Source organism: Oceanispirochaeta sp., assembly GCF_027859075.1.
Taxonomy (GTDB): domain Bacteria; phylum Spirochaetota; class Spirochaetia; order DSM-2461; family DSM-2461; genus Oceanispirochaeta.
Genome location: NZ_JAQIBL010000273.1, coordinates 1 through 22,753, shown reverse-complemented (window position 1 = coordinate 22,753; position 22,753 = coordinate 1). Strand labels below are relative to the sequence as shown.

The following is a 22,753-nucleotide window of genomic DNA, read 5'->3' as shown; positions in this document are numbered from 1 at the left end:
AGGGTCCATAGGTATTAAAGATCCTGACGATTTTTATGGGAATGTTATATTTGCGGTGATAGTCGAAAAAAAGTGTCTCGGCAAATCGTTTTCCCTCATCGTAACAGGATCGGGGACCTATGGAATTAACATTTCCCAGATATGCTTCCTTTTGAGGGTGAACCAGGGGATTACCATAGACTTCTGAAGTTGAAGCCTGCAGAACTTCTGCATGACTTCTTCTAGCCGTTTCCAGGACATTAATGACACCGATAGAACAGGATTTGGCGGTTTCAATTGGAAATTGTCCGTAAAAATAGGGAGAGGCAGGACATGCCAGATTGTAAATCTGATCCACCTGAAAATCGAAAGGTTCTGTTATATCATGCTTGATGAACTGAAAGTCATGATGCTCCTTCAATGATTCGATGTTTTTCTCAGAGCCTGAACTCAGATTATCCAGGCAGATGACTATGTCTCCCCTCTCCAGCAGTGATCTGCAGAGATGAGATCCCAGAAATCCGGCTCCACCAGTTACAAGGATTGTCTTCATATAGTTCTATTATCCGGTTGAGTGTCCTCATTAATCAAGATATCTGTAATTTATTATTATCTGAAATTTTGCTGACCACCGCCCGCTTCCAGTCTCCGATCTCCCCTGGCTCTTTATCTCCGATGTCCGTCAGATGATGCAGTTTAAAGTCTGTCACGCCGCACCATCCAAAGACATCCTCTTTCCAGAATTTCAACAGAGGGTTGGAGGAGACATCCCTGTGGGACAGGACAATAACATCCACCCGCTTCCCTGTGAGTAAAGGTACGAAATCCGCCTCGCCCCCCAAAAAGTCACGGATCTCATCATAGGCCGTGCCGGGACGGAATAAACGGTCCACCCAACCCTTGAGGATGGCAGGAGGACCGGACCACCAGTCCGGATGAATGACGACAATCCTGTCTGAGTTACCCAGCTCGGTGGAGTAACGCGTCACCAGGGGGTCCAGGGACATCCGCCTCATGAGTTCATCCAGTGGCAGAACCGGGTCGAATTTATCCTTGTATAGATCCTGTTTGAAGACCTCACCCCCCTTTGATTCCAGAAGAGTAGAAAGTTCCATAAAGATCTGAGAAGACAGGGATGATGAGTCGGCATGAGCCAGAACAATACAAACAGACATATTTCCTCCAAAAGATTGGCGAAGCATTACTTCTTATCCTTGATATACGACAATTTAAGTAATATATTTATCATACTAACATAGTTAGCTTCTTCTAATTATAGTCTGTTGTAAGGAGGAATCCATGGAAGATTCCCTAAAAGATAAGAAAGAGATTGAGAATACGTTTTTTGAGCAGATGGGAGAGATCTATGATCCCGAGATCATGGCACCTATCACCGACCTGGGATTGATCTATCGGGTAGAACTCATTGATGCGAAGACTGTAGAGGTGGATTTCACCCTGACCTACCCCGGTTGCCCCTGGGGGCCGGTCCTGGAAAAATCGATTCGCAAGACTCTGAAAAGAAAGAATGAATGGCTGGAAGAGGTCATAACTTCGATGGTCTTTGATCCACCCTGGCAGGTGCAGTTTGCCAAGGAAGAACTCAGGGTAGCCATGGGCTACCCCATATAGGAAGGAAAGAAATGAATACACTCGAAATAAAGAATCTGAAAGCAAATATTGATGATAAACCCATCCTGAAAGGGATTAATCTGACCCTCCGTTCGGGGGAAGTGCATGCCTTGATGGGACCCAACGGCTCGGGAAAAAGCACACTGGCCAATGTTCTGATGGGCCATCCCGATTATGAAATCACCGCAGGAGAAGTCTTCTTTAATGGAAAAAATCTTCTGGAAATGAGCATCCCCGACAGAGCGGCGGACGGGCTGTTCCTGGCCTTCCAGTATCCCGTAGAAATACCGGGTGTGACTGTCGGGAAATTCCTCAAGCGCACATTGGAGGCCCTGTACCCGGAGAAGAAGCTGAACCTGACCCAGTATATTAAAGATCTCAGAGAGACTATGAACTACCTGGAAATGGATCAGAACTTCATTAACCGGAACCTTAACGAGGGATTCTCGGGGGGCGAGAAGAAGAGGATGGAAATTCTCCAGATGCTGATGATCAAACCCCGCTTCGCCGTGATGGATGAGACCGACTCAGGCCTGGATATGGATGCTCTCAAAATTGTCTCCAAGGGGATCAACCACCTGAGGGGGGATGAGTTCGGAGGGCTGATCATCACCCACTATCAGAGGATTCTGGATTATGTGCAACCCGACTTTGTCCACATCATGTACAACGGCGAAATAGTCACATCCGGTGATATGGGTCTGATTAAAGACCTGGAAGAGAAAGGATATGACTGGGTCAGTGAAAATGCTCCCGAAAAGGAGGCAGTTCATGGTTAAGCCACTTCAGAAAGAAGATTACAAATATGGATTCAGTTATCCAGAGAGTTCGGCTTTCAAGACAGAAAAAGGCCTGAATGAAGAGATCGTCAGACAGATCAGCGCCCACAAGGATGAACCCGAGTGGATGCTCAACTTTCGCCTCAAATCACTGAAGGCCTTCAGACGTCAGTCCATGCCCAACTGGGGCGCCGACCTTTCAGGCATCGATTTTGAAGACATTTACTACTACATCAAGCCAACCGGTGAAATGTCCCGGAGCTGGGAAGATGTTCCTGATGATATAAAAAATACCTTTGACCGGATCGGGATACCCGAGGCAGAGCGCAAGTTTCTCGCCGGAGTGGGCGCTCAGTACGATTCTGAAATTGTTTACCACAACCTGAAAAAGCACCTCGAGGATCAGGGCGTCATCTTCTGCGACCCCGAAACAGCCGTCAGGGAGCACGGAGACATCGTAAGGGAACATTTTGGGACGGTGATTCCTTTTGGAGACAACAAATTTGCATCCCTCAACTCGGCTGTCTGGTCGGGAGGAAGCTTCGTTTACATTCCCAGGGGGGTTCATGTGGACATTCCTCTGCAAGCCTATTTCCGAATCAACTCCAAGAATTTCGGACAGTTTGAGCGGACCCTGATCATCGCCGAAGAGGGCAGCTTTGTCCATTATATTGAAGGCTGTACGGCTCCTACTTTTTCCTCAGACTCACTCCACTCGGCGGTCGTAGAGATTATTGCCAAAAAAAATGCCCGGGTCCGTTATTCCACCATCCAGAACTGGTCTTCCAATGTGTACAATCTTGTCACAAAAAGAGCCCACGCCCATGAAGGGGCAACCGTAGAATGGGTTGACGGGAACCTGGGAAGCAAGCGAACCATGAAGTACCCATCGGTCTTCCTTCTGGGAGAAAGGGCCCATGGGGAAATCCTGTCCATTGCCTTTGCCGGCAAGGATCAGCAGCAGGATACTGGAGGAAAGGTCATCCATGCGGCGGACAATACCACCAGTGTGATCACTTCAAAATCCATCAGCAAAGACGGTGGTTCTTCCACCTATCGGGGATTAGTAAAGACCAAACCGGGGGTGAAGAATATTCGCTCCTCTGTCGTCTGCGACGCCTTGATCCTGGATGAAGACTCGACAAGCCACACCTACCCCTATATGGAAATCAATACAGATGATGCCTCCATCGAGCATGAGGCCAGAGTCAGCCGGATCAGTGAAACCCAGCTGTTTTATCTGATGAGCAGGGGGCTCAGTGAAGAAGAGGCCTCCATGATGATTGTCAACGGTTTTATCGACCCCCTGGTGAAGCAGCTGCCCATGGAATATGCCATTGAGCTGAACCGCCTGATTGAACTGGAAATGGAGGGATCTGTCGGTTAAAGACAGAAAGGAATCATGATGAAAACATATACCGATACGGCGACTGCCGTACTGAATAAAATGAACTGGCCCGATAAAACAATAGAGAGCTGGCGCCGAACCCCTATCAGGCTGCTGGACCCGATGAACTTTAAAGAACCTGTATCTGCTGAATCACTGCTGACTCCTTCAGAGATCCCGTTTGAAGAAACAAGCGGTCTTTTGCAATTTGCCGGGACAAAAATTCTGAAGAATGAGCAGGGAACCTCAGAGGGAGGTCCCGCGGTTCTCAGTCTGGAAGAGGGTGTCCGAAAATATCCATCGGAGAAGGAATTCTTCTTTCCCGGGGAGTGGGCAGACCGTTTTGAAGCATGGAATAACAGCGAAACAACTCACTCACTCTTCCTGGATTTACCCAGAGGAAAGGTTCTGGAAAAACCCTTTGTTCTCCGACTGGACAGCCTGAGCCGGGATCACTTTTCGGCACCGAGGATCTTTGTCCGCCTGGGAGAGAACTGGCAGGGAAGCCTCGTTATTGTTTACAGCGGATCAGAGGACGGCCAGGATAAGGAACTTGTCAATTCATCCCTGAGGATATGGGCCGGACAGAACAGTCATGTGAAGATAGCCGAGATCCAGACCCTGGGGTTGGAGAGCCGCTTGGTTCAGAATACTCAGATCCTCCTGGAAAGAGACGCCCAGGTGAAACACAGCCAATTCCAGATTGGAGCGGGGGCGATAAAAACCAATACGGTATTCCATCTGAAAGGAGAGGGGGCCGAGCTCCAGGCTGAAGCCATCTATACTTCCGGAAAAAATCAGCACAAAGACATCCGCCTGGAGCAGAGGCATTTTGCCCCTCACACGACAAGCCGGGCACTCTACAAGGGAGCTGTCAGCCGGAGGGGGAGATCAGTATTTCAGGGGATGATCATAGTAGAGCATGAAGCTCCCGGAACAGATGCCTACTTAAGCAATAAAAATTTAATCCTCACAAAAGGCTCCCGGGCGGATGCGATTCCCGGTTTAAAAATCCTGGTGGATGATGTAAAATGCTCTCATGGTTCCACCACGGGAAAACTGGACCCTGCCCAGCTTTTTTATCTGATGAGCAGAGGAATTCCAAAAACTGAAGCCGTCAGGATACTAACAGAGGGCATGTTTGAAGAGCTGATAGCCGGGCATCCTGAATTACCTGCAGAATGGCTTCGGGACAGGATCGCCAGGAGCCTGGAACCGGGAGAAGATTTAATTTGAAGAGATCAATACTGCAGTCCGCCTCAGACTTTCCCATTTTCAACGGGAATGAACCCTATATCTACCTGGATAATGCGGCGACAACTCAGAAACCACAGCTGGTTCTGGATTCGCTGATAGATTACTACTCCCACTGCAATGCCAACGTGTACAGGGCCATTCACCGCTGGGGGGAGGAATCCACCCGCCGGTATGAAGACGCCCGGCAGACTGTGGCCTCCTTTATTGGCGCCGCTTCAAGGGATGAAATTATCTTTACATCTGGATGCACAGACAGCATCAACCTTGCCGCCACCGTCTTCTGCCGCCGTTTTATTAAACCCGGAGATGAGATCATCCTGACCGAGATGGAACATCACAGCAATCTGGTTCCCTGGCAGATACAGGGAGACATTGGAGGAGCCGTTTTAAAATTCATCCCGGTCAAAGAAGATGGAGAACTGGATCTTGAGGTTCTGGAAACACTGTGGACCCCCCGGACAAAGCTCCTGGCTCTGACCCATATGTCCAACGTTCTGGGTACGGTCAATCCAGCCAAAAAAATAATTGCCATGGCTCATGAGAGAGGGGTCAAGGTGCTCGTTGACGCTGCTCAGAGCGTGCCTCATATGAAGGTGGACGTAGGAGAGCTGGATTGTGACTTCCTGGCTTTTTCCGGTCACAAAATGTGCGGTCCCACGGGAACAGGGGTTTTGTATGGTAAAAAAGAACTCCTCGAGGATCTGCCTCCATACAGGGGTGGGGGCGAGATGATCCGCTCGGTCTATCTGGATCATAGTGAGTGGAACAGCCTTCCCTATAAATTTGAGGCGGGAACCCCTCACATTGCCGGAGCCATCGGATTAGCAGCAGCGATTCGCTACCTCGAATCCTGGGGTATGGAAAAGATTGAAGAACAGGAAAAGGTTTTGACTAAAAGGCTCATCGAAGGCCTGGATAGTCTGAAGGAGTATACTCTTTTCGGCAGAGCCAGAGAGAGAGGCGGAATAGCCGCCTTCACGAGAAAAGGAACACACTCACATGACCTGACCCAGTACCTGGATTCACAAGGTTTTGCCCTGAGAGCGGGACACCACTGCGCCCACCCCCTGGCTCGGAAGCTCAATGCCCTTTCAACAACAAGAGCCAGTGTGTATTTTTATAATACTCTGGAAGAGATCGACAGCCTCCTGGAAACATTGGCCATAGCGGGAGATTTTGTTCTATAAAACCGCATTTGCCCTATCTTGATTATTTTTTTGAAAAATTAAGATGAAAGGAACAGCCATTGACATTTTCCCATCGAATACGTCCATTCAGATGCTGACTCAGGGTATCAACAAGACGGAGTCCCAGTCCATTTTCTGATTTATCAAGATCAAACCCCGGTCCGTTATCAGTAATATGCAGAGAATAGGAATTATTTTCTTTTTCATCCAGAGAGATGGTCAGTTCAGCATTATGGTCAGGAAGAAATCCATGCTTCAGGCTGTTCATCACGACTTCATGAAGGATAAGTCCCAGATACTGAACCCTTTCGCTGCTGAAGGGCATGGGATGATCGGGCCACTGCTTGATAAGCCTGACGTCCTGCCCTTTCATTGAATAAACAAGATTATCCATAAGCTTATCCATATAGTGTGTCAAATCCAGGACCAGAGGTTGATTTTCAAGAAACAATTGCTCGTGAATCAATGAGATGGAAAAAATCCGTTCTTTCAGTTTTCTGCACTCCGCCGTGAAAACAGGATGATTAACATTGTTGGAATGAAGCTGAATCAGGCTTGTAATGATATTTAGATTATTCCTGACACGATGATTCACTTCCTTAAGGAGTATATCCTTGTCGGACAGACTTATCCTCAACCGGTTTTCCATACTTATTCTGATTTCAATTTCTCTGTTCAATTTTGAAAAATACTCACTCTGATACCCAAGGATGATTCCCACCAGGATGCCAGCTATTTCGGCAATGTAGAGATTCTCCGGGAGATACTCCATATGATCCATCAGGAAAAACATAAGTAGATTCAAAGGGAGAGCCAAGGTGCCGATCAGAAAGCCACCAGGTAAGCCAAAGATAAAAGAAATTGTGATCATCGGGAGCAGGATAAAATAATTACAGGAGATTTTCAGGAATTCACCAAAAAACAACAGTATATTAATATAGAGAAGCAGTGACAACAAAAGAGTTCCGATCCGGAAGTCTTTTACAATCCTGTTTAATACTGAATTGATTAACTTATCAAAGGGAGAGAGGTAGGATTTAGGGTTTTGTTTGCTTATCATGCTAATTGGATAATTTATAGGATTTATGCAATACTTGGGTCAACAGATAAGTTCACAATTTCTGATTTTTTATTTGTGAGTTTAGTTTTATTTAATTTAAAAATGTATAAAAAAACAAAGACGGAGACACAAAACAATGGCAGTAAAAACCATACTTATTGTCGAGGATGAGCCTATAATTGGCATGGAGCTTAAAGAATCCCTGGAAAAACTAGGATACAATGTACCCGAAGTAATCAGGAATGCTGATGGTGTCATGTCTGGGGTGATAAAAAATAATCCCGACCTCATTATTATGGATATCTATTTGAAGAGTTTTATTGACGGGATTGATGCGGCTCAAAGAGTCAAGATGATGAAGGATACTCCTATCATTTTTCTCACAGCCTATCCAAACGATTCTATCCGGAAAAAAGCGATGACTATTAAACCCGCCGCTTATTTATTAAAGCCTATCAGAGGTGAAGAACTTCAAATGAAGATCAAAGAGGTTCTGGGTTAATACAGGGAATAAAGATGCAGTTTGATGATTTATACAAAGAAATAATCCAGGATCACTACAGACAGCCCCGGAACAGGCAGTCCCTGACATCGGAAGAACTGGGTGCCGTTCTTGACAATCCCTCCTGCGGAGACAGAGTAGCCCTCAGGATAGAGTGGGACGATGAAAAAAAGATATCCTCTATCCACTTTGATGGGGAAGGCTGTTCCATCAGCATGGCCTCGGCGTCAATGATGACAGAACTCCTCTGGGGGAAAACCCGGGAAGAAGCCAGGGAGACGGCCCTGAAGATCCATAGGATATTTAGGGGAGAAGATCCCCTTGAAGACCTGGAGCCCTTTGGAGACATTGTTTCACTTCAGGGTCTGGTTCAGTATCCTGTCCGCCTGAAATGCGCCACCCTGGCCTGGCAAACCCTGGATCTACTGCTGAAAGAGGAGACTTCCTGACTCCTCTTCTGCAATCGCTGCTGACGGCAGCCGGGATCATGGGGGGTATCTCATTTATCCTTCTTCCTCTTAGCATACGATTCATCCTGACCCCCCTCCTGTTTATGAAGGTTCGTCGCAATGAATTAGATTGGGAAGATGAACTCAGCCGAAAACGCAGCAGCGCCATGATTCCCCTGTTAAAGAAAAGACTGATATCCTCAGATCGGATGAATCCTCTGGAAGATATGAAGGCGCTTATTGAAGTCGTTTCTCCTGCCGATGAGAACGGAACAATTCACTTGAATTTTACACCCCTGCGCCTTCTGGAGATCATCCTCATGGCCTACGAGGATGTGTATGAACAAAGAAAAAAAAGTTTTATCCTCCGTTATCTCCTGAACCGGAGGATTAGCTGGTATCGTCCATTTCGCAGAGGTTTTGAAGCCGGTAAAATTCTCAACAGTTTCAAAGTCATGCGTTTTTTAAACCGGAAGGGGATCTTTACTCAGATGATCAGGTTGTCCCTCATCCCGCTTTTAGGAATCCCGGGTCTTCTTTTTTACAGCCTCCGGAGCATCCTGCTCCGGCTGTTCTGGGAGGGCTACATCCGGAATTTCTACCTCCGGCTCCTCTTCAAGGCATCCCAGTACATCCTCTACCTCTATGGAGGGAACTGTCAGGAGATAGAAGACAGACAGGTCCATTTTTCCAAAAATGAGATAATCCGCAAAAGCCGGCATTATGACAGGGAGCTGTCCCTCCTCCCCGAGGGGGGACAAAAAAATGATGTCTTGAACGAAATGATAAGGGCCTATGAAAGCATACTCCTCCAATCCGGACTGACCCCGGACCCGGACTATTCCCTCCGGCCGGATGCGAAAAAGAAAAGGGTCCGTTTTAAGGGACGTATGGCTGGATTCCTCAGGAAAACAGTTTCCGCCGTTCACGAAGAATTGGGCACTACTGCAGAGAAGACCCCCAGCATGAAAGAGATCATTCTTAAACTTGTGACGACTATTTCAAGCATTTACTATCCGGGAAAGGAAAAACCCCTGGAATCTTACAGACTGAATCAGCTCTTGTCAGCCTCATACAAGCTGAGCCTCATTTCTTTGGGCTCGGTCTATTCCAATGCTCCCGGGAGCCGTCTGGCCCTAGAAAAAATATCTGTGGATCTATTCAGGAAGGTTAGGAATTTCAGTCGGCAACCTCTTGTCTCCCTCCTTCGCACCAAGGGTATGGATTCCTGGAAGGGCATCCGGCCAGTTCTGAAGATACGAAAAATTCTGAGAATGAGGAAGATGACCCCGGGAGGCATCGCTGGTTTAGGGCTGCCTCTTTTTGGCAGGATTCTTCAGGACAAGGGCAGAGAAATGATCCTATACCGCCTGGGGAGAGCTCTTATCCGCTACACCGTGATGGAAGAAAAAGAGCTTCCCGATCCTTAATCACCCTGTTTGCCCATCCCTTTTATAGAGTAGGCCTCTGCTTTTCCATCGAATGGCATCAGCAGACTTGTCAGTAAAGAACGCTCTTCCCCCTTGTTGTAACTGGAGAGTCCCAGAAGAAAACTCCTCTGATCCTGAACCGGATCATTTCTGTAAGTCCCGAAAATATAATCCCACCAGGTCAGACAGAATCCGAAATTTCGATTGGTCTCCCTCAGGCGCACAGAATGATGAATCCTATGCATATCGGGAGTCACCAGAAAGGACCTGAGAATCCGGTCCAGACTGACGGGAATTTGAATGCAGGAATGATTGAACAGGGAACAACCGTTGAGGAGAATTTCAAAGAGTAGAACTCCTGCCGCCGGTACTCCCAGGAGAAGAACAGCCGAAATCTTGATACCAACAGAGAGAATTATCTCCATGGGATGGAAGCGTACAGCCGATGTAACATTCAAGGTCCGGTCGGCATGATGAACCTTGTGAAGCTGCCACAACAGGGGGACGGAATGAAACATCAGATGCTGAAAGTAGATGATCATGTCCAGAATAAGAAGGGACAACAGCAGATGGAGAGGAGAGGGCAGATTCAAACGGTATAGAAGCCCCTGATGTTCTGCGGTTTGAGCCAGAACCGCCAGATTGATGGGGATAAAAAGAGCAACCAAGGTATTGATTAAGGAAAGTGACAGATTGCATATTCTGTTTTTCACAAGATTCCCCTGGTCTCTCCTTGGAAAGGACTGCTCCCAAAGCAGAAACAAAATCATCAGCCCCCCGAAAATTGAGACTCGTAATACCATAGATATTCTCCTCTGACTATTCCCAATATTTCTAATTTTCTCTAAAATCCTGATCATATGAAATCAGTGAAGATTGGTCACATTACGGACCTGCATTATCGGTATTATACACCCGGATCATCCCACAAACATAAGAACCGCAGCCGGGAAATGCCGAGTATGCTTGAAAAAGCTCTTCAAATCCTGAAAGATGAAATTGATATTCTGGTGATCACAGGCGATATCATTGATACACCCGGAGTGGTTCTCAAACACAATAACTATTATATGGACCTTTCCACCCCCTTTAAAAGAATGATCCGGAAGGACTATCTGACAATCCGCTCCATGTTGGATCAGTCTGGGATTCCCTGGATTGTCATACCGGGAAACAAGGATGATCCCGAATTATTCTCAGAGATTTGGGGAGATCAGCCTCTCGTCAAAAACTTCAAGGGTTACCGTTTTGTCAGCTTCCATGACCGCCAGTGGGAGGGGGGGCAGCCCCGTCGTTTCGACAGGGAAAGAAAACTGATGGAAACTATGCTGGCTGATCCTGAGAGCCCTCCCCAGATTCATCTTCAGCATTTTGTAAGCACACCTGCCAATAAAATTAAAATCAAGCATATATACAAGGAGGCTGAAAACCTGCGGGAGCTCTGCCGCCGCTCTGGAAAAGTCATCCTCTGCCTCTCCGGCCATTATCATCCGGGAATAAAAGAGTACAAAGAGGGCATTACATCCTGGATCTCGGCTCCGGCCTTCTGTGCTCTCCCCCACCCCTTTCTGATACACGAACTGGAAGGTTGCTCCCTGATTCAGACAAGGCGTTTGGATATTCACAAACGAAGCATCCATAAAAACAAACCAGTTATATTCATGGACAGGGACGGAGTGATCGTCACCCTCTCCTCCTATACGACAGGACCCGAAAAAATCAAGCTGATTCCCGGAGCAGCACAAGCCATACAAAATCTGAAAAAAGCGGGATTTACTGTGGTTGTAATCACTAATCAGTCCTGCATCGGCCTGGGTTATGTTCCCGAATCAATCGTCCTTCTGAATCATGAATACATGTGCTACCTCCTGGCGGGCGAAACAGGAGATCCAGAGAGCCAGCCGGACGCTATCTACTTCAGCAGCGGTGCAGGGGATGATGCGGTTCATCCCGATTATTCGGATATGAGCATCACAAAGCCGTCACCGGCTCTGCTGAACAATGCCGCTTCTTTATTGGGAGTCAATCGAAAACATGGCTGGTTGATTGGAGACAGGGAAGGGGATCTATACTGTGCCCTCAATGGAAAAGTAAAACCCCTCTTAGTCAGAACTGGAGACGGCCAAAATACCGAAAAGAGCATAAAAGGAAAAAAAATACCCGATCTGGTTATAAAAAAAGATATCCTGGAAGCAGCTGAATTTATTATAAACAACAATACTGCTGAGAAGTAACAAACTTTATATATTTATCGTGAATTTTCCGATTCTCATCTGATTATGATAATTTTTTTCTTGTCTCCTGAATGAAACGGGGTTAATCTGAAATTCTGAAAAATTTAATCCACACGGGAGAGACAATTTAAATGAAAAAAGCGTTATTACTTCTCATCTGTTTTACAGTTGTACTATCTGCCAGCGTTTTTGCAGATTCAATGAAAGTTAAAACCACCTATGGTGACTGGAAAATGTCTTCCAACCAGCTGACACAGACAAACCTGAATGCGGGAATGGCCAAGGCCAATATCTACGCCCCTCAGAGTGGAACCATGGTCTATGAGTTCAAAGCAAAATACATGGACGGTCTTGACGATGGAAAAGGCGGTTTCGGTATCCATGTATTTGTTGACAAACCAGCTGCCGGCAAAGCCTGGGGAGAGGGAAAATCATACCTTTTATGGGTAAATTATGACAAAAAACCTGTCAACTCCACAACTCCCGAAGGCCTGAGTGCACAGATCTACAAGAGTGAATCTAACAGCAGAATGAACCTTGTCCAGAGCATCTCTCTGAAAAGTGTAGAACCCATGCTGGCAAAATACCTGAATTATACCCTTCCTGTAAAAATCGTGATTGACGGAAAATCCGGAATGGCCAAGGTATATGATCCTTTCAAAGCCGACTATTACTATCAATTCCCTTTAAGTTCTGATACTCCCCTGAAAGGAAACTATGTCTCCTTAAGGACAAACAGTCTGAGTGTCGCCTTCTCTCAGTAAGAGTTCTGTAAGTTCTATTGAAAAGACCGAAGAAATTCGGTCTTTTCAATTTAATCTGCCCTCAATTATTTGAGCAAAAAAGCCTCCAACCTGTGATAGAATCCTGGTATGAAAAATTCAAAAACCCCTTATAGAAAGACTCTCCAATCCCTTTTGGACGGATTAACCGGTGATGCACTTTCGCATATCAGCCAGACAATTTTTAAAACAGTCTGTTCCTCTGTGGAATGGCAGTCCGCCTCTATCATTCTGGCCTACCTGTCTATAGAGCAGGAAATCTCCCTGGATGAGTTGATTCAGCACTCTCTGCAGGCAGGAAAAAGAGTGTATGTGCCCCGGATAAAGGGAAAAACCATGGAATTCCATCAAATACAAAACCTGGACACTACTTTGTTTAAAAAAAATCGCTGGGACATTCGTGAACCCCGGGAAGAGGCTCCCATTTTCGATCATGAAACGAAAGAAAAGACCCTGATACTGGTACCCGGGCTGGGTTTCACCGAAGAGGGCTCCAGAATGGGCCGGGGTGGTGGTTTTTATGACCGTTATCTTGAAAATGCCGAAAGGAACCCCCATCTGATCACTATGGGGATTTGCTGGGAAGATGTGCTAATGAAGGACCTGCCAGTGGAAGATCATGACCGGAAAATGCAGATGGTCTGCTGCGCAGACCGCCTGATCAGGACTCAGTCTTTAAACTGATCCATTTCTTTTGTCACAATTTTCATGCTTTCTTTACTGAAGATGCGGGGACTGCCGTCACTGCTGTTCAGGTCTTCTCCATAAAAGCCTATCCGGGTTTTAAGAACAGTTCTTATACTTTCCAGATAATCCTCTTTTAAAGGGATGATGCGGTCAAGGATAACAATCCCGTCAAAACTGTCTCTGACCTGAGCCCAGGTTAATTCACGGATTTCTTCTATTGTTAGTACAGCTGTTTCCATGATGGCCAGAAAGTGAGACTCTGCCTTATCCCAGTGGAACTTTTCCAGCATGACCGCTGCTCTACGACCGTATTTATCGGCTCTATGTATTTGGCTTCTTCTATTGGTTTTCATCAGTTGATCATCATATCATATTTTGCATAAAAATATCAAAACCCCTTCAAGAAGTTAGACATCACCTGTTTCTTTACCTTGTTTCCAGCAAAATAAATCCTTGATTGTCCTCCCGTATCCTATTATCTTGAACAGTATAGACTGTCAGCAGAGCTGACATATTTCGAAGCTTCAAGCCAAGGACCATACAATGGGAAAAATCAAGTCAGCCCTGGAGCTGGCAATGGAAAAAACAGCCGATCTGAAGACGGACAAACAGGCTGTCAAAAAGAACATGATCACAAGGGAAGGCAAGGTATCCGCCTCAGGATTCCTTGAGAATCCGGTTCATTCAGATCTGAAGGAAAAGCTGAAAAGCCTGAAAGGTGAAGAATTGGGCTGGTTTAAGACCGGAGCAGCCGAAACAATCCTGGCAAACATGACACTCCCCCGTATGGAAGCGGATCTTTCAAAACTGCCCCCCCTCAGCAATGCCCTGGTCGTTCTTAGTGGAGACAAGAAAGAAACGTAGGAAATGTTTAGCCAGCTTCAACAGCTTTTTTCACAATATCTGAGCAATCTTGACCAGCTCGAAGAGACCATGAAAAAGCAATTCGAACCTCAACTGCGCCAGAAAGAGTTAAAAATGAGGCAGCAAACCGGTCGGGATATACACCTGACTCCCGAACAGGACCCTGAATTCCTTCAGATCCTTTCCGAACAGATAAGCCGATTAGATCAGCAATACAACGATGTGTTAAAGCAGGCCAAAGAACAGATTAAACAGGGTATTATTTAACCCTCCTGGATGGAACTTTTTCAATCCTCCCCCCAGAATGAACCCCTCGCCGCCCGGATGCGCCCCAGAAACCTGGAAGAGTACATAGGCCAGGATCATATTGTGGGAAAGGGCCGCCTCCTCCGGAGGGCCATAAAGGCTGACCAGCTGTCCTCCCTCATCTTTTACGGACCTCCGGGCACCGGAAAAACGACACTGGCCCGGGTGATCGCCGGGACGACGAGCAGCCGGTTTTTAAGCCTGAATGCCGTGTTAAGCGGAGTTAAGCAGGTCAGGGAAGCCATCGCAGAAGCTCAGGACCTCAGAGACCTTCAAGGCCGCCGGACCATCCTCTTTGTCGATGAGGTTCACCGCTGGAACAAAGCACAGCAGGATGCCCTCCTCCCCTGGGTGGAAAACGGGACCATCATCCTGGTGGGCGCCACCACGGAAAATCCCTATTTTGAAGTGAATTCCGCTCTGGTCAGCCGGAGCCGCATCTTCCAGCTCAAACCGCTGTTATCGGAAGATCTTTTCGGGATAGCCCGTCAGGCCTTGGCCGAGAAGGTGCGGGGCTACGGCCGATGGAAGGTTACTTTTGAAGAGGGGGCCCTGGAGCACCTGGTGAAAACCGCAGATGGCGATGCCCGGAGTCTTCTGAACTCACTGCAGCTCGCTGTGGAAACCACTCCGATGTCCTATCCCCCGCCGGATGATGCAGAAATACGAATCAACCTTGAAACAGCAGAAGAGAGTATTCAACAGAAAGTAGTCCTTTACGATAAGGAAGGGGACTACCATTACGACACCATCAGCGCCTTTATCAAATCGATAAGGGGATCAGACCCCGATGCCGCCCTCTACTGGATGGCCCGGATGATCAGGGCGGGAGAGGACCCCCGGTTTATCCTGCGAAGGATGCTGATTTCTGCTGCGGAAGACATTGGAATGGCCGACCCTCAGGCTCTTGTTCAGGTGAATGCGGCGGCCCAGACCTATGACAGGGTGGGACTCCCGGAAGGGCAGTTTCATCTGACCCAGGCCGCCTTATACCTGGCAACAGCACCCAAGTCCAACTCCTCTCTGGCCTTCTTTGATGCGGTCAAAGTAGTAGAGGAGGAAGCCGCCCGGGAAGTTCCCAACCACCTCAGAGATGCCAGCCGGGATAAACACGGCTTTGGCCATGGAGAAGGATACAACTACCCCCATGCCTACAGGGATCACTGGGTCGCCCAGGCCTACCTCCCGGAAGGCCTCAAAGGCAGAATTTTTTATCAGCCCGCCTCCCAGGGCTATGAAGCTCAAATTCAGAAAGATGTGGTCCGCCGCAGAGAGCTGCAGATGGCTGCGATGATAGAGGAATCTGTGGAATCCCTGAGTTTTTCTCCGGGAGACAAGGAACGGAATGCCTGGATGCGCCGGACCAAGGGTGGAGCCAGCCGCTTTCTGGAAAAACTCCGGAGCACCATGTTCAGTCTTCAGAATACAGAAAGGCATCATAAGATCCTCATCTGGCGTGAAACAAGCGGGCTCCTCCTGTGGGAAGCCTGGCGAAGGGTTCCGGAAGGAGGGGTCTGCGCCTGGTTCCCGGATCCTGGAAACAGGGACCTCTGTGAACATTTTGCGAGGACCCTTCCCGAATCGGAACGCCCCCTGTTGTTCGGAGGAAACCCCGAAGAATCCCTGTCCGCTCTGAAGGAAATTCAAGGGCAGATTGATTTTTTTGAGCTGATTCTTGTCCGGGACTGGTTATCCCGGATCTCATACAAGAACTGGCAGCAGGAGTGGGACGCCCTGAGAGCCTTGTCACAACCGGGAGCCATCCTGATCTGTGCCGAACCCCTTCCCCCGAAGAACAGTCGTCTCAGCGACTTCCTCAAAGAGGGTGAAAAAGATTTGAAAAACTGGAACAAGATTCTGGAAGCGGAAGATCTGGTTTACAAAAATGCTTACCCCGGACTGGAATCCGAAGAAGCGGCGGGAGCCTTATTCCTTCAAAATGGAGCCGTATCGGTGGAGACCCGGGTAATCAGTACCGAAGAAGAGAGGATTATAACAGAAGACCAGTTATCGGGTTGGCTGGACAGCAGCCGAAAAGGAAGCATGGGCAGCCGGATGAAAGAAAATCTGGGGACTGACGTTATGGAAGAGTATACCGAGTATTGCCTGAGTCGTCTAAAGGGTCTTCGGGTTTCCTGGAACAGTTTTTATGTGATCCTCCGGGTTTCACTCTGATTTTAGAAAAAGAACTTCCCTTAATCTTGACAAAAACGGTCTTTTATATAATTATACGGGACGTTCTTAAAATATGGTGAATGTAGTTCAGTTGGCAGAGCACCAGATTGTGGTTCTGGTTGTCGCGGGTTCGAGCCCCGTCATTCACCCTAGTTATGCGTCCATAGCTCAGCTGGATAGAGTTCCGGACTTCGAATCCGTGGGTCGCAGGTTCGAATCCTGCTGGACGTAATATACGCCATATCATGGCGGTTTATTTATAGACTGCTTTGATATAGCATGATTCGAACCGACTGGAACGCGCAGCTCTGCTGCGGAAGGCCGACACCCTTAGGCCAAAAGCCAGAAAGGCTTTTGAAGTGTGTAATACACACTTCAACTTAAGGTAAAAGTTCGGCTGCCAGTGAAGGGAGGGGCTTGAAGATGAAAGGCAGGATGCCTGGAATCGGAAAGCGAATCCTGCTGGACGTAATAACCAGTTATACACTGGTGTTTTTTACCAGGGCCGTTAGCTCAGCTGGTAGAGCAGCAGACTCTTAATCTGCGGGTCAAAGGTTCGATTCCTTTACGGCTCATTTTTTGTTACGCGAGAGTGGTGGAATTGGTAGACACGCTGGTCTTAGGAACCAGTGCCTTCGGTATAAGGGTTCGAGTCCCTTCTCTCGTAGTTTCTATGCGAAAGTAGCTCAGTGGTAGAGCTCGACCTTGCCAAGGTCGATGTCGCGGGTTCAAGTCCCGTCTTTCGCTGAAAATAAAATACTTGTATTTTAAACCGGGACTTGAAATGGAGTCACGGCGCGAATACTTGGAGCGTAAATTGACAGGATGTCAATTTAGTGACGTAGGCGGCTCGGAGTGTTGAAGCAGGATGCTGAAACATGGAGAGAAGTCCCGTCTTTCGCTGAAAATATATAAAGGGATTAAGATTTCTTTTCCCTGAAATACAAACTGATTTCGACAGATACCGGAATTTGTTTTATACTTCGTCTGATGAGGCTTTGACCGCTCCATCTAGCGCTGAACGGAAGGTGAAGGACGATCTGGGTGTTATCCGGGTCGTCTTTTTTTTATACCAAACATACCACTGAATAAGGATAGTGCTGTGATAACCAGTAAGAGTATTGAAAAATTGGAAAACTCTGCCGTTAAACTTTCCCTGACTGTCGGAAAGGAACATGCAGCCACAGAGTACAACGAGCTACTGAATAAGTACAAAAAAGAAGTACAGATTAAAGGATTCAGAAAGGGCAAAGTGCCCAGCTCTGTCATCGAAAGAAAGTTTGGAGAAGGAATCCGTCAGGAAGCAGCCTCCAATCTTATGGATAAGGCTCTCAAAGCCGCTATGGAAGATCTTGAAGAAAAGCCTCTTGGCTATGATTACCCCGAAGTTCAGGGCGAACCGATCCTGAACCCGGAGGAAGATTTTTCCTTCGACTTGATTTACGATACCTTCCCCGAAGTGAAATTCGGTGAGTACAAGGGAATCAAGATCGATGAAAAACAGGTAAAGATCCTCAAAAAACATGAAAACCTTGAACTGGAAAAAATTCAGGAACAGAATTCTGTTGTCATGGACAAAGCCGATGAAACAGTAGGCGATGATAATATTGTCACCATCGATTACTGTGAAATGGACGGCAAAGAGGAGATCGAAGATACCAAAAGAGAAGACTTTGTTTTCACTGTAGGAACCGGCTACAACCTTTACAAGATCGACAAAGAGATTGTCGGCATGAAAAAGAATGAAGAAAAAGTCATTTCTAAAAAATACAAAGATGACTTTGAAAATAAGGATCTGGCTGGAAGATCACTGAAAGTGAAAGTGAAAGTTAAGGCAGTTAAAGAAAAACAGCTACCTGAACTGGATGATGAACTGGCACAGGATGTCAATGAGAAGTTTGAAACCATTGAAGATCTGAGAAAGGACATCAAGAATCAGTTGCAGGAAAAAGCTGATAAAAAGATCAAGAGTGAAAAAGTTGAACAACTAATGAACAAATTGGTTGAAGACAGCGACATTATTCTTCCTGTTTCCATGATCAAAGCCGAACAGGAAAATAACTGGAAAAACTTCCTTCAGCAGTCCCAGACCAAGGAAGAGCAGATGCTCCAGTTCCTTGCGATGCAGGGACAGACCAAAGATCAGATGCTTGAATCCTGGAAAGAAAATGCCGTTAAAAGCCTGAAATCCCAGCTGATTTTCAACAAAATCATCGAAGATGAAAAAATTGAAGTCAGCGATGAGGAAATGGAAGAAGAAATCAAGAAACAGGCAGAAATGTACAGCATGCCTGTTGAAGATCTCAAGAAATCATTTGGCGAAGCCGGCTTAAAAGAGTATCTTGGTAGTGATATCAAGCAGAAGAAGGTAGTTGAATTTCTACTGGACAATGCCAAGATCAATAAAAGTGCCGAAAAGGTCGATTATACCGACCTGATGGCCTAAAAAAACAAAAAATAAGGAATCTGCCGATATGCATGTTCAGAACAATACACTGGTGCCTGTTGTTGTTGAGAAAACAGGAACAGGAGAACGGTCTTATGACATATTTTCCCGTCTTCTAAAAGACAGAATTGTTTTCCTTGATGGTGAAATACACGATGTAACGGCAGACCTTGTAGTTGCACAACTTCTTTTTCTGGAATCGGAAGATCCCGAAAAAGATATCAATTTATACATCAACAGTCCCGGTGGTTCCGTTACTGCCGGACTGGCTATATACGATACAATGCAGCACATCAAACCTGATGTTCAGACGATTTGTATCGGCCAGGCAGCCTCCATGGGTGCGGTTCTCCTGGCAGGAGGCGCACAGGGCAAGAGATATTGCCTGCCCTCAGCCCGCGTTATGATTCACCAGCCCTGGGGAGGTGTTCAGGGTCAGGCCCGGGATATCGGGATTCAGGCTCGTGAGATTATCCGTCTCAAGAAAATGCTGATACAATACTTTGCAGACAATACAGGAAATAGTTATGACGAGATTGCAACCGATATGGAACGTGACTTTTTCATGTCTGCAGAAGAAGCGGCCCAATACGGGATCACAGACAGCATTCTCAAGAGGTAAAAAATGGCCAGAACGAAAAGTAAAGAATTGAAAGTATGCTCCTTTTGCGGCAAACACTCGGATGTTGCCAAGAAGCTCATCGCCGGACCCGGCGTATATATCTGCGACGAATGCGTCCAGGTCTGCAATAAAATCATGTTGGAAGAAGAAAATGTCTCTTCCGATTTTATTGACGAAATACCGACTCCCCAGGAGATCAAACAATACCTGGATGAATATGTCATCGGGCAGGAAAGTGCCAAGAAGACTCTCTCTGTGGGTGTTTATAATCACTACAAAAGAATCATGTTCAAGGACAAAGTCTCCGCCGATGTAGAGCTGGAGAAAACGAATGTCCTCCTCATTGGCCCCACGGGAACAGGAAAAACACTCCTTGCCAAAACATTGGCCCGGAAACTGAAAGTCCCCTTTGCCATCGCCGATGCCACCACACTGACTGAAGCCGGTTATGTGGGTGAAGACGTGGAAAACATCCTTCTGAAGCTGATTCAGGCGTCGGGAAATAACATTGCAGCCGCCGAAAGAGGGATCATCTATATTGATGAGATTGATAAAATTGCCCGCAAGGGAGAAAATGTATCCATAACACGGGACGTTTCAGGAGAGGGTGTTCAACAAGCTCTGCTGAAGATCATCGAAGGTTCTATCGCCTCTGTCCCCCCCCAGGGTGGAAGGAAGCATCCCAACCAGGAAATGCTTAAGATTGATACATCCAATATTCTGATCATCTGCGGCGGTGCCTTTGTCGGTCTGGACAAGATAATCGAATCCAGAGTCAGCCAGCAATCCATGGGGTTTGGTTCGGATGTCAGAAAGACAGGCGATAAGAACATGGCCCAATTGTTCAAACAAATGCATCCCGACGACCTTGTCAGATTCGGACTCATACCCGAGTTCATAGGACGTCTGCCCATTCAGGTCAGCCTGGACACCCTCAAAAAAGAAGACCTCAAAAGGGTCATCACAGAACCGAGGAACTCCATTATCAGACAGTTTGAAGAATCTTTGAAACTGGATGAAACCGAACTGGCTTTTGAAGAAGCTGCCATAGATGCAATTGCAGAAAAAGCTCTGGAGAGAAAAACCGGAGCCCGTGGTATTCGTTCCATAGTTGAATCGGTATTGCTGGACATCATGTACGACCTTCCTTCCATGGTTGGAAAAAAGAAAGTTATCGTTACCAGGGATGTCATTCAAAATGATGCATTGCCCGTGATTCTCACCGATCCGGAAAAAATTGAAGCCCCCTGGGAAAACGCCCTACATGAGAATAAAAAAATCACAGCTTAGTTTCCGAAAAAAGGAGCTCCCGGTCATTATCCTTCCGGATACTGTCATATTCCCTTACACGGTAGCTCCTTTTTTTCTGACTGATACGGCCTCAACCAAAGCGATTGATGTGGCTATGAAGGGAAAGCGGGATATTTTTCTTGCTTTCCAGAAAGAAGTTGCAGATTCACCCATTCAGAAAAAACATCTCTATTCAACCGGAACTGTGGCTCATATTCTGCAGGTTCTCAAACTGCCCGATGGCAGTTCGCGACTTCTGGTTGAAGGACGCAGCAAGGGTCAGATCCTGAAGCTGGTCAAGAACAAAGATATTCTCCTGATTCAATACAAGGACCTGATAGAAAGCCGGGAAATCGGCAGGACTTTGGCTGTGGGTATGGAAACCCTCCAGGAGACCTTTTACGAATACGCCAGGAAGAACAAAAAAATCACACGAGAAATCAAAAACCAGGTGGAACAGGCTCAGACTCCTGAAAAAGTCATTGGTCTGATCGCCTCTCAGATAGATATCCCGACAGACTTCAAGATTGGCCTCCTCGAGATGGAAAGTCCCGGTGAAAAGATCAATAAACTGACTGAGATCGTTCAGCTGGAAATAGAAAAGAATACCCTGAAGCAGGATATTTCCGGCCGTGTTCGTAAAAAGATTGAAAAAACCCAGTAAGAATACTTCCTCAATGAGCAGCTGAAGGAAATCAACAAAGAACTGGGAAGTTCAGAACAGGAAGATCCATCAGGAGCCATTGAACTTGAAAACAGGATCAACGACAAGGGCATGCCCGAAGATATTAGAGCCAGAGCCCTTAAAGAGGTGAAACGACTCTCCCGTATCCAGCCCATGAGTCCCGAATCAGGTATTCTCAGGACATATCTGGAATGGCTTGCCGATCTTCCCTGGAGTGAAGAGTCGGATGACAGGATGAACCTGGCCCGGGCAGCACGTGTCCTGGATGAAGATCATTACAACCTAAAAAATGCCAAAGACAGGATTCTCGATTATATAGCGGTACGGCAGATACGGGAAAAACTCAAAGGACCCATCCTCTGCTTTGTAGGGCCTCCCGGGACAGGAAAAACGTCCCTCGGACGCTCCGTAGCCAGGGCATTAAACCGTGAATTTGTCAGAATATCCCTTGGTGGAATCAGGGATGAAGCGGAAATTCGCGGTCATAGAAAGACCTATGTAGGAGCCCTTCCCGGAAAAATCATCCAGTCTATTAAAAAAGCAGGTACCACCAACCCCGTGTTCTTACTGGATGAGATAGATAAGATGAGCAGCGATTTCCGTGGTGACCCTGCTGCCGCCTTGCTGGAGGTTCTCGATCCGGAGCAGAACAACAGCTTCAGCGATCATTACCTGGAAGTGCCCTACGACCTATCCAAGGTCATGTTCATTACCACAGCCAACTCCCTTCACAATGTTCCCCGCCCTCTGGTGGACAGGATGGAAGTGATTGAAATTCCGGGTTATACCGAGAGGGAGAAACTCCGCATTGCCCGAGGATTCATCATCCCCAAACAAATGAAAGAAAACGGCATGGATTCCAGCCACCTAGATATCAGTGATGATGCCGTCCAGACGATCATCCGGAATTACACCATGGAATCGGGTGTCAGAAATCTGGAACGTCAGATCGGTCAGGTCATCCGGAAAATTACCAGAGAAGCCATCGATAACTTCCAAA

The 22,753-nt window shown here is 47.0% G+C and carries 24 protein-coding genes and 5 tRNA genes; 24 read left to right on the top strand and 5 right to left on the bottom strand.

The genetic code is table 11. The features are described from left to right. Positions 1-532: GDP-mannose 4,6-dehydratase (locus PF479_RS15165; protein WP_298008105.1), on the bottom strand; the 532-nt coding region annotated here is incomplete at its 3' end. Between the two features lie 34 nt (positions 533-566). Continuing rightward, positions 567-1,154 (bottom strand): NAD(P)H-dependent oxidoreductase, encoded by a 588-nt coding sequence (locus PF479_RS15160; protein ID WP_298008103.1) that lies wholly within the window; start codon positions 1,152-1,154, stop codon positions 567-569. A gap of 124 nt (positions 1,155-1,278) precedes the next feature. Between PF479_RS15160 and PF479_RS15155 the strand changes: the two genes are divergently transcribed. Genes PF479_RS15155 through PF479_RS15135 form a run of 5 tightly spaced genes read left to right on the top strand, consistent with a single transcriptional unit; the run spans position 1,279 to position 6,221 of the window. Beyond that, complete coding sequence (locus PF479_RS15155; RefSeq protein WP_298008101.1) at positions 1,279-1,611, top strand: iron-sulfur cluster assembly protein; 333 nt, start codon at positions 1,279-1,281, stop codon at positions 1,609-1,611. A gap of 11 nt (positions 1,612-1,622) precedes the next feature. Then, positions 1,623-2,390, top strand: coding sequence for a Fe-S cluster assembly ATPase SufC (gene sufC, locus PF479_RS15150; protein ID WP_298008099.1), 768 nt, complete (start codon positions 1,623-1,625; stop codon positions 2,388-2,390). After that, on the top strand, positions 2,383-3,777 hold the full coding sequence (gene sufB, locus PF479_RS15145) for a Fe-S cluster assembly protein SufB (protein ID WP_298008097.1): 1,395 nt from the start codon (positions 2,383-2,385) through the stop codon (positions 3,775-3,777). The genes sufC and sufB overlap by 8 nt, the downstream gene beginning before the upstream one ends. Positions 3,778-3,792: 15 nt before the next feature. Then, complete coding sequence (gene sufD / locus PF479_RS15140) at positions 3,793-5,013, top strand: Fe-S cluster assembly protein SufD (RefSeq protein ID WP_298008095.1); 1,221 nt, start codon at positions 3,793-3,795, stop codon at positions 5,011-5,013. Beyond that, complete coding sequence (locus tag PF479_RS15135) at positions 5,010-6,221, top strand: aminotransferase class V-fold PLP-dependent enzyme (RefSeq protein WP_298008093.1); 1,212 nt, start codon at positions 5,010-5,012, stop codon at positions 6,219-6,221. The genes sufD and PF479_RS15135 overlap by 4 nt, the downstream gene beginning before the upstream one ends. 22 nt (positions 6,222-6,243) lie before the next feature. On the opposite strand, the gene PF479_RS15130 is transcribed toward PF479_RS15135, so the two are convergent. Next, complete coding sequence (locus PF479_RS15130; protein ID WP_298008091.1) at positions 6,244-7,281, bottom strand: sensor histidine kinase; 1,038 nt, start codon at positions 7,279-7,281, stop codon at positions 6,244-6,246. Positions 7,282-7,417: 136 nt separating this feature from the next. Between PF479_RS15130 and PF479_RS15125 the strand changes: the two genes are divergently transcribed. Genes PF479_RS15125 through PF479_RS15115 form a run of 3 tightly spaced genes read left to right on the top strand, consistent with a single transcriptional unit; the run spans position 7,418 to position 9,662 of the window. Continuing rightward, complete coding sequence (locus PF479_RS15125) at positions 7,418-7,783, top strand: response regulator (protein ID WP_298008089.1); 366 nt, start codon at positions 7,418-7,420, stop codon at positions 7,781-7,783. Positions 7,784-7,797: 14 nt separating this feature from the next. Beyond that, a complete protein-coding gene (gene sufU, locus PF479_RS15120; RefSeq protein WP_298008087.1) occupies positions 7,798-8,232 on the top strand; it encodes a Fe-S cluster assembly sulfur transfer protein SufU in 435 nt (144 codons plus the stop codon). Further along, positions 8,175-9,662, top strand: coding sequence for a hypothetical protein (locus PF479_RS15115; protein WP_298008085.1), 1,488 nt, complete (start codon positions 8,175-8,177; stop codon positions 9,660-9,662). Before sufU ends, PF479_RS15115 begins: the two co-directional genes overlap by 58 nt. Here PF479_RS15115 and PF479_RS15110 read toward each other — a convergent pair. Continuing rightward, positions 9,659-10,465 (bottom strand): sterol desaturase family protein, encoded by an 807-nt coding sequence (locus tag PF479_RS15110; RefSeq protein WP_298008083.1) that lies wholly within the window; start codon positions 10,463-10,465, stop codon positions 9,659-9,661. The two genes, PF479_RS15115 and PF479_RS15110, sit on opposite strands and share 4 nt — an antisense overlap. Before the next feature lie 57 nt (positions 10,466-10,522). Between PF479_RS15110 and PF479_RS15105 the strand changes: the two genes are divergently transcribed. The 3 genes from PF479_RS15105 to PF479_RS15095 all read left to right on the top strand — a co-directional run bounded on the left by PF479_RS15105 (position 10,523) and on the right by PF479_RS15095 (position 13,362). Further along, positions 10,523-11,896 carry an HAD-IIIA family hydrolase gene (locus PF479_RS15105; protein ID WP_298008081.1) on the top strand — a complete coding sequence of 458 codons (1,374 nt, stop codon included), beginning with the start codon at positions 10,523-10,525 and terminating at the stop codon, positions 11,894-11,896. A gap of 131 nt (positions 11,897-12,027) precedes the next feature. Continuing rightward, entirely contained in the window at positions 12,028-12,660 is a 633-nt protein-coding gene (locus tag PF479_RS15100) for a hypothetical protein (protein WP_298008079.1), read from the top strand. Positions 12,661-12,768: 108 nt separating this feature from the next. Then, a complete protein-coding gene (locus PF479_RS15095) occupies positions 12,769-13,362 on the top strand; it encodes a 5-formyltetrahydrofolate cyclo-ligase (protein ID WP_298008078.1) in 594 nt (197 codons plus the stop codon). Here PF479_RS15095 and PF479_RS15090 read toward each other — a convergent pair. Further along, positions 13,347-13,718, bottom strand: a complete 372-nt coding sequence (locus tag PF479_RS15090; protein WP_298008076.1) for a hypothetical protein — start codon at positions 13,716-13,718, stop codon at positions 13,347-13,349. The genes PF479_RS15095 and PF479_RS15090 overlap by 16 nt on opposite strands. Positions 13,719-13,908: 190 nt before the next feature. Between PF479_RS15090 and PF479_RS15085 the strand changes: the two genes are divergently transcribed. The 13 genes from PF479_RS15085 to PF479_RS15025 all read left to right on the top strand — a co-directional run. Beyond that, positions 13,909-14,229 (top strand): hypothetical protein, encoded by a 321-nt coding sequence (locus tag PF479_RS15085; protein ID WP_298008074.1) that lies wholly within the window; start codon positions 13,909-13,911, stop codon positions 14,227-14,229. 3 nt (positions 14,230-14,232) lie between these two features. After that, positions 14,233-14,496, top strand: a complete 264-nt coding sequence (locus PF479_RS15080) for a DUF6657 family protein (protein WP_367277248.1) — start codon at positions 14,233-14,235, stop codon at positions 14,494-14,496. Positions 14,497-14,505: 9 nt separating this feature from the next. After that, positions 14,506-16,710: an AAA family ATPase gene (locus PF479_RS15075; RefSeq protein ID WP_298008070.1), complete on the top strand. Its 2,205-nt coding sequence runs from the start codon at positions 14,506-14,508 to the stop codon at positions 16,708-16,710. A 76-nt stretch (positions 16,711-16,786) separates the two neighbouring features. Next, positions 16,787-16,859 (top strand) — tRNA-His (locus tag PF479_RS15070). A gap of 8 nt (positions 16,860-16,867) precedes the next feature. Further along, positions 16,868-16,941, top strand: a tRNA-Arg gene (locus PF479_RS15065). Positions 16,942-17,212: 271 nt separating this feature from the next. Beyond that, positions 17,213-17,285: transfer RNA gene (locus PF479_RS15060), tRNA-Lys, on the top strand. An 11-nt stretch (positions 17,286-17,296) separates the two neighbouring features. Further along, positions 17,297-17,377 (top strand) — tRNA-Leu (locus PF479_RS15055). Positions 17,378-17,385: 8 nt separating this feature from the next. After that, positions 17,386-17,457, top strand: a tRNA-Gly gene (locus PF479_RS15050). 355 nt (positions 17,458-17,812) lie between these two features. Next, the gene (gene tig, locus PF479_RS15045) at positions 17,813-19,156 is read left to right on the top strand and encodes a trigger factor (protein ID WP_298008068.1); all 1,344 of its coding nucleotides are present in this window, start codon (positions 17,813-17,815) and stop codon (positions 19,154-19,156) included. A 28-nt stretch (positions 19,157-19,184) separates the two neighbouring features. Further along, complete coding sequence (clpP, locus tag PF479_RS15040) at positions 19,185-19,778, top strand: ATP-dependent Clp endopeptidase proteolytic subunit ClpP (RefSeq protein WP_298008066.1); 594 nt, start codon at positions 19,185-19,187, stop codon at positions 19,776-19,778. 3 nt (positions 19,779-19,781) lie between these two features. After that, positions 19,782-21,068, top strand: a complete 1,287-nt coding sequence (gene clpX, locus PF479_RS15035; protein WP_298008064.1) for an ATP-dependent Clp protease ATP-binding subunit ClpX — start codon at positions 19,782-19,784, stop codon at positions 21,066-21,068. Beyond that, on the top strand, positions 21,043-21,732 hold the full coding sequence (locus PF479_RS15030; protein WP_298008062.1) for an LON peptidase substrate-binding domain-containing protein: 690 nt from the start codon (positions 21,043-21,045) through the stop codon (positions 21,730-21,732). The genes clpX and PF479_RS15030 overlap by 26 nt, the downstream gene beginning before the upstream one ends. A gap of 111 nt (positions 21,733-21,843) precedes the next feature. Further along, positions 21,844-22,753: AAA family ATPase (locus PF479_RS15025; RefSeq protein ID WP_298008060.1), on the top strand; the 910-nt coding region annotated here is incomplete at its 3' end.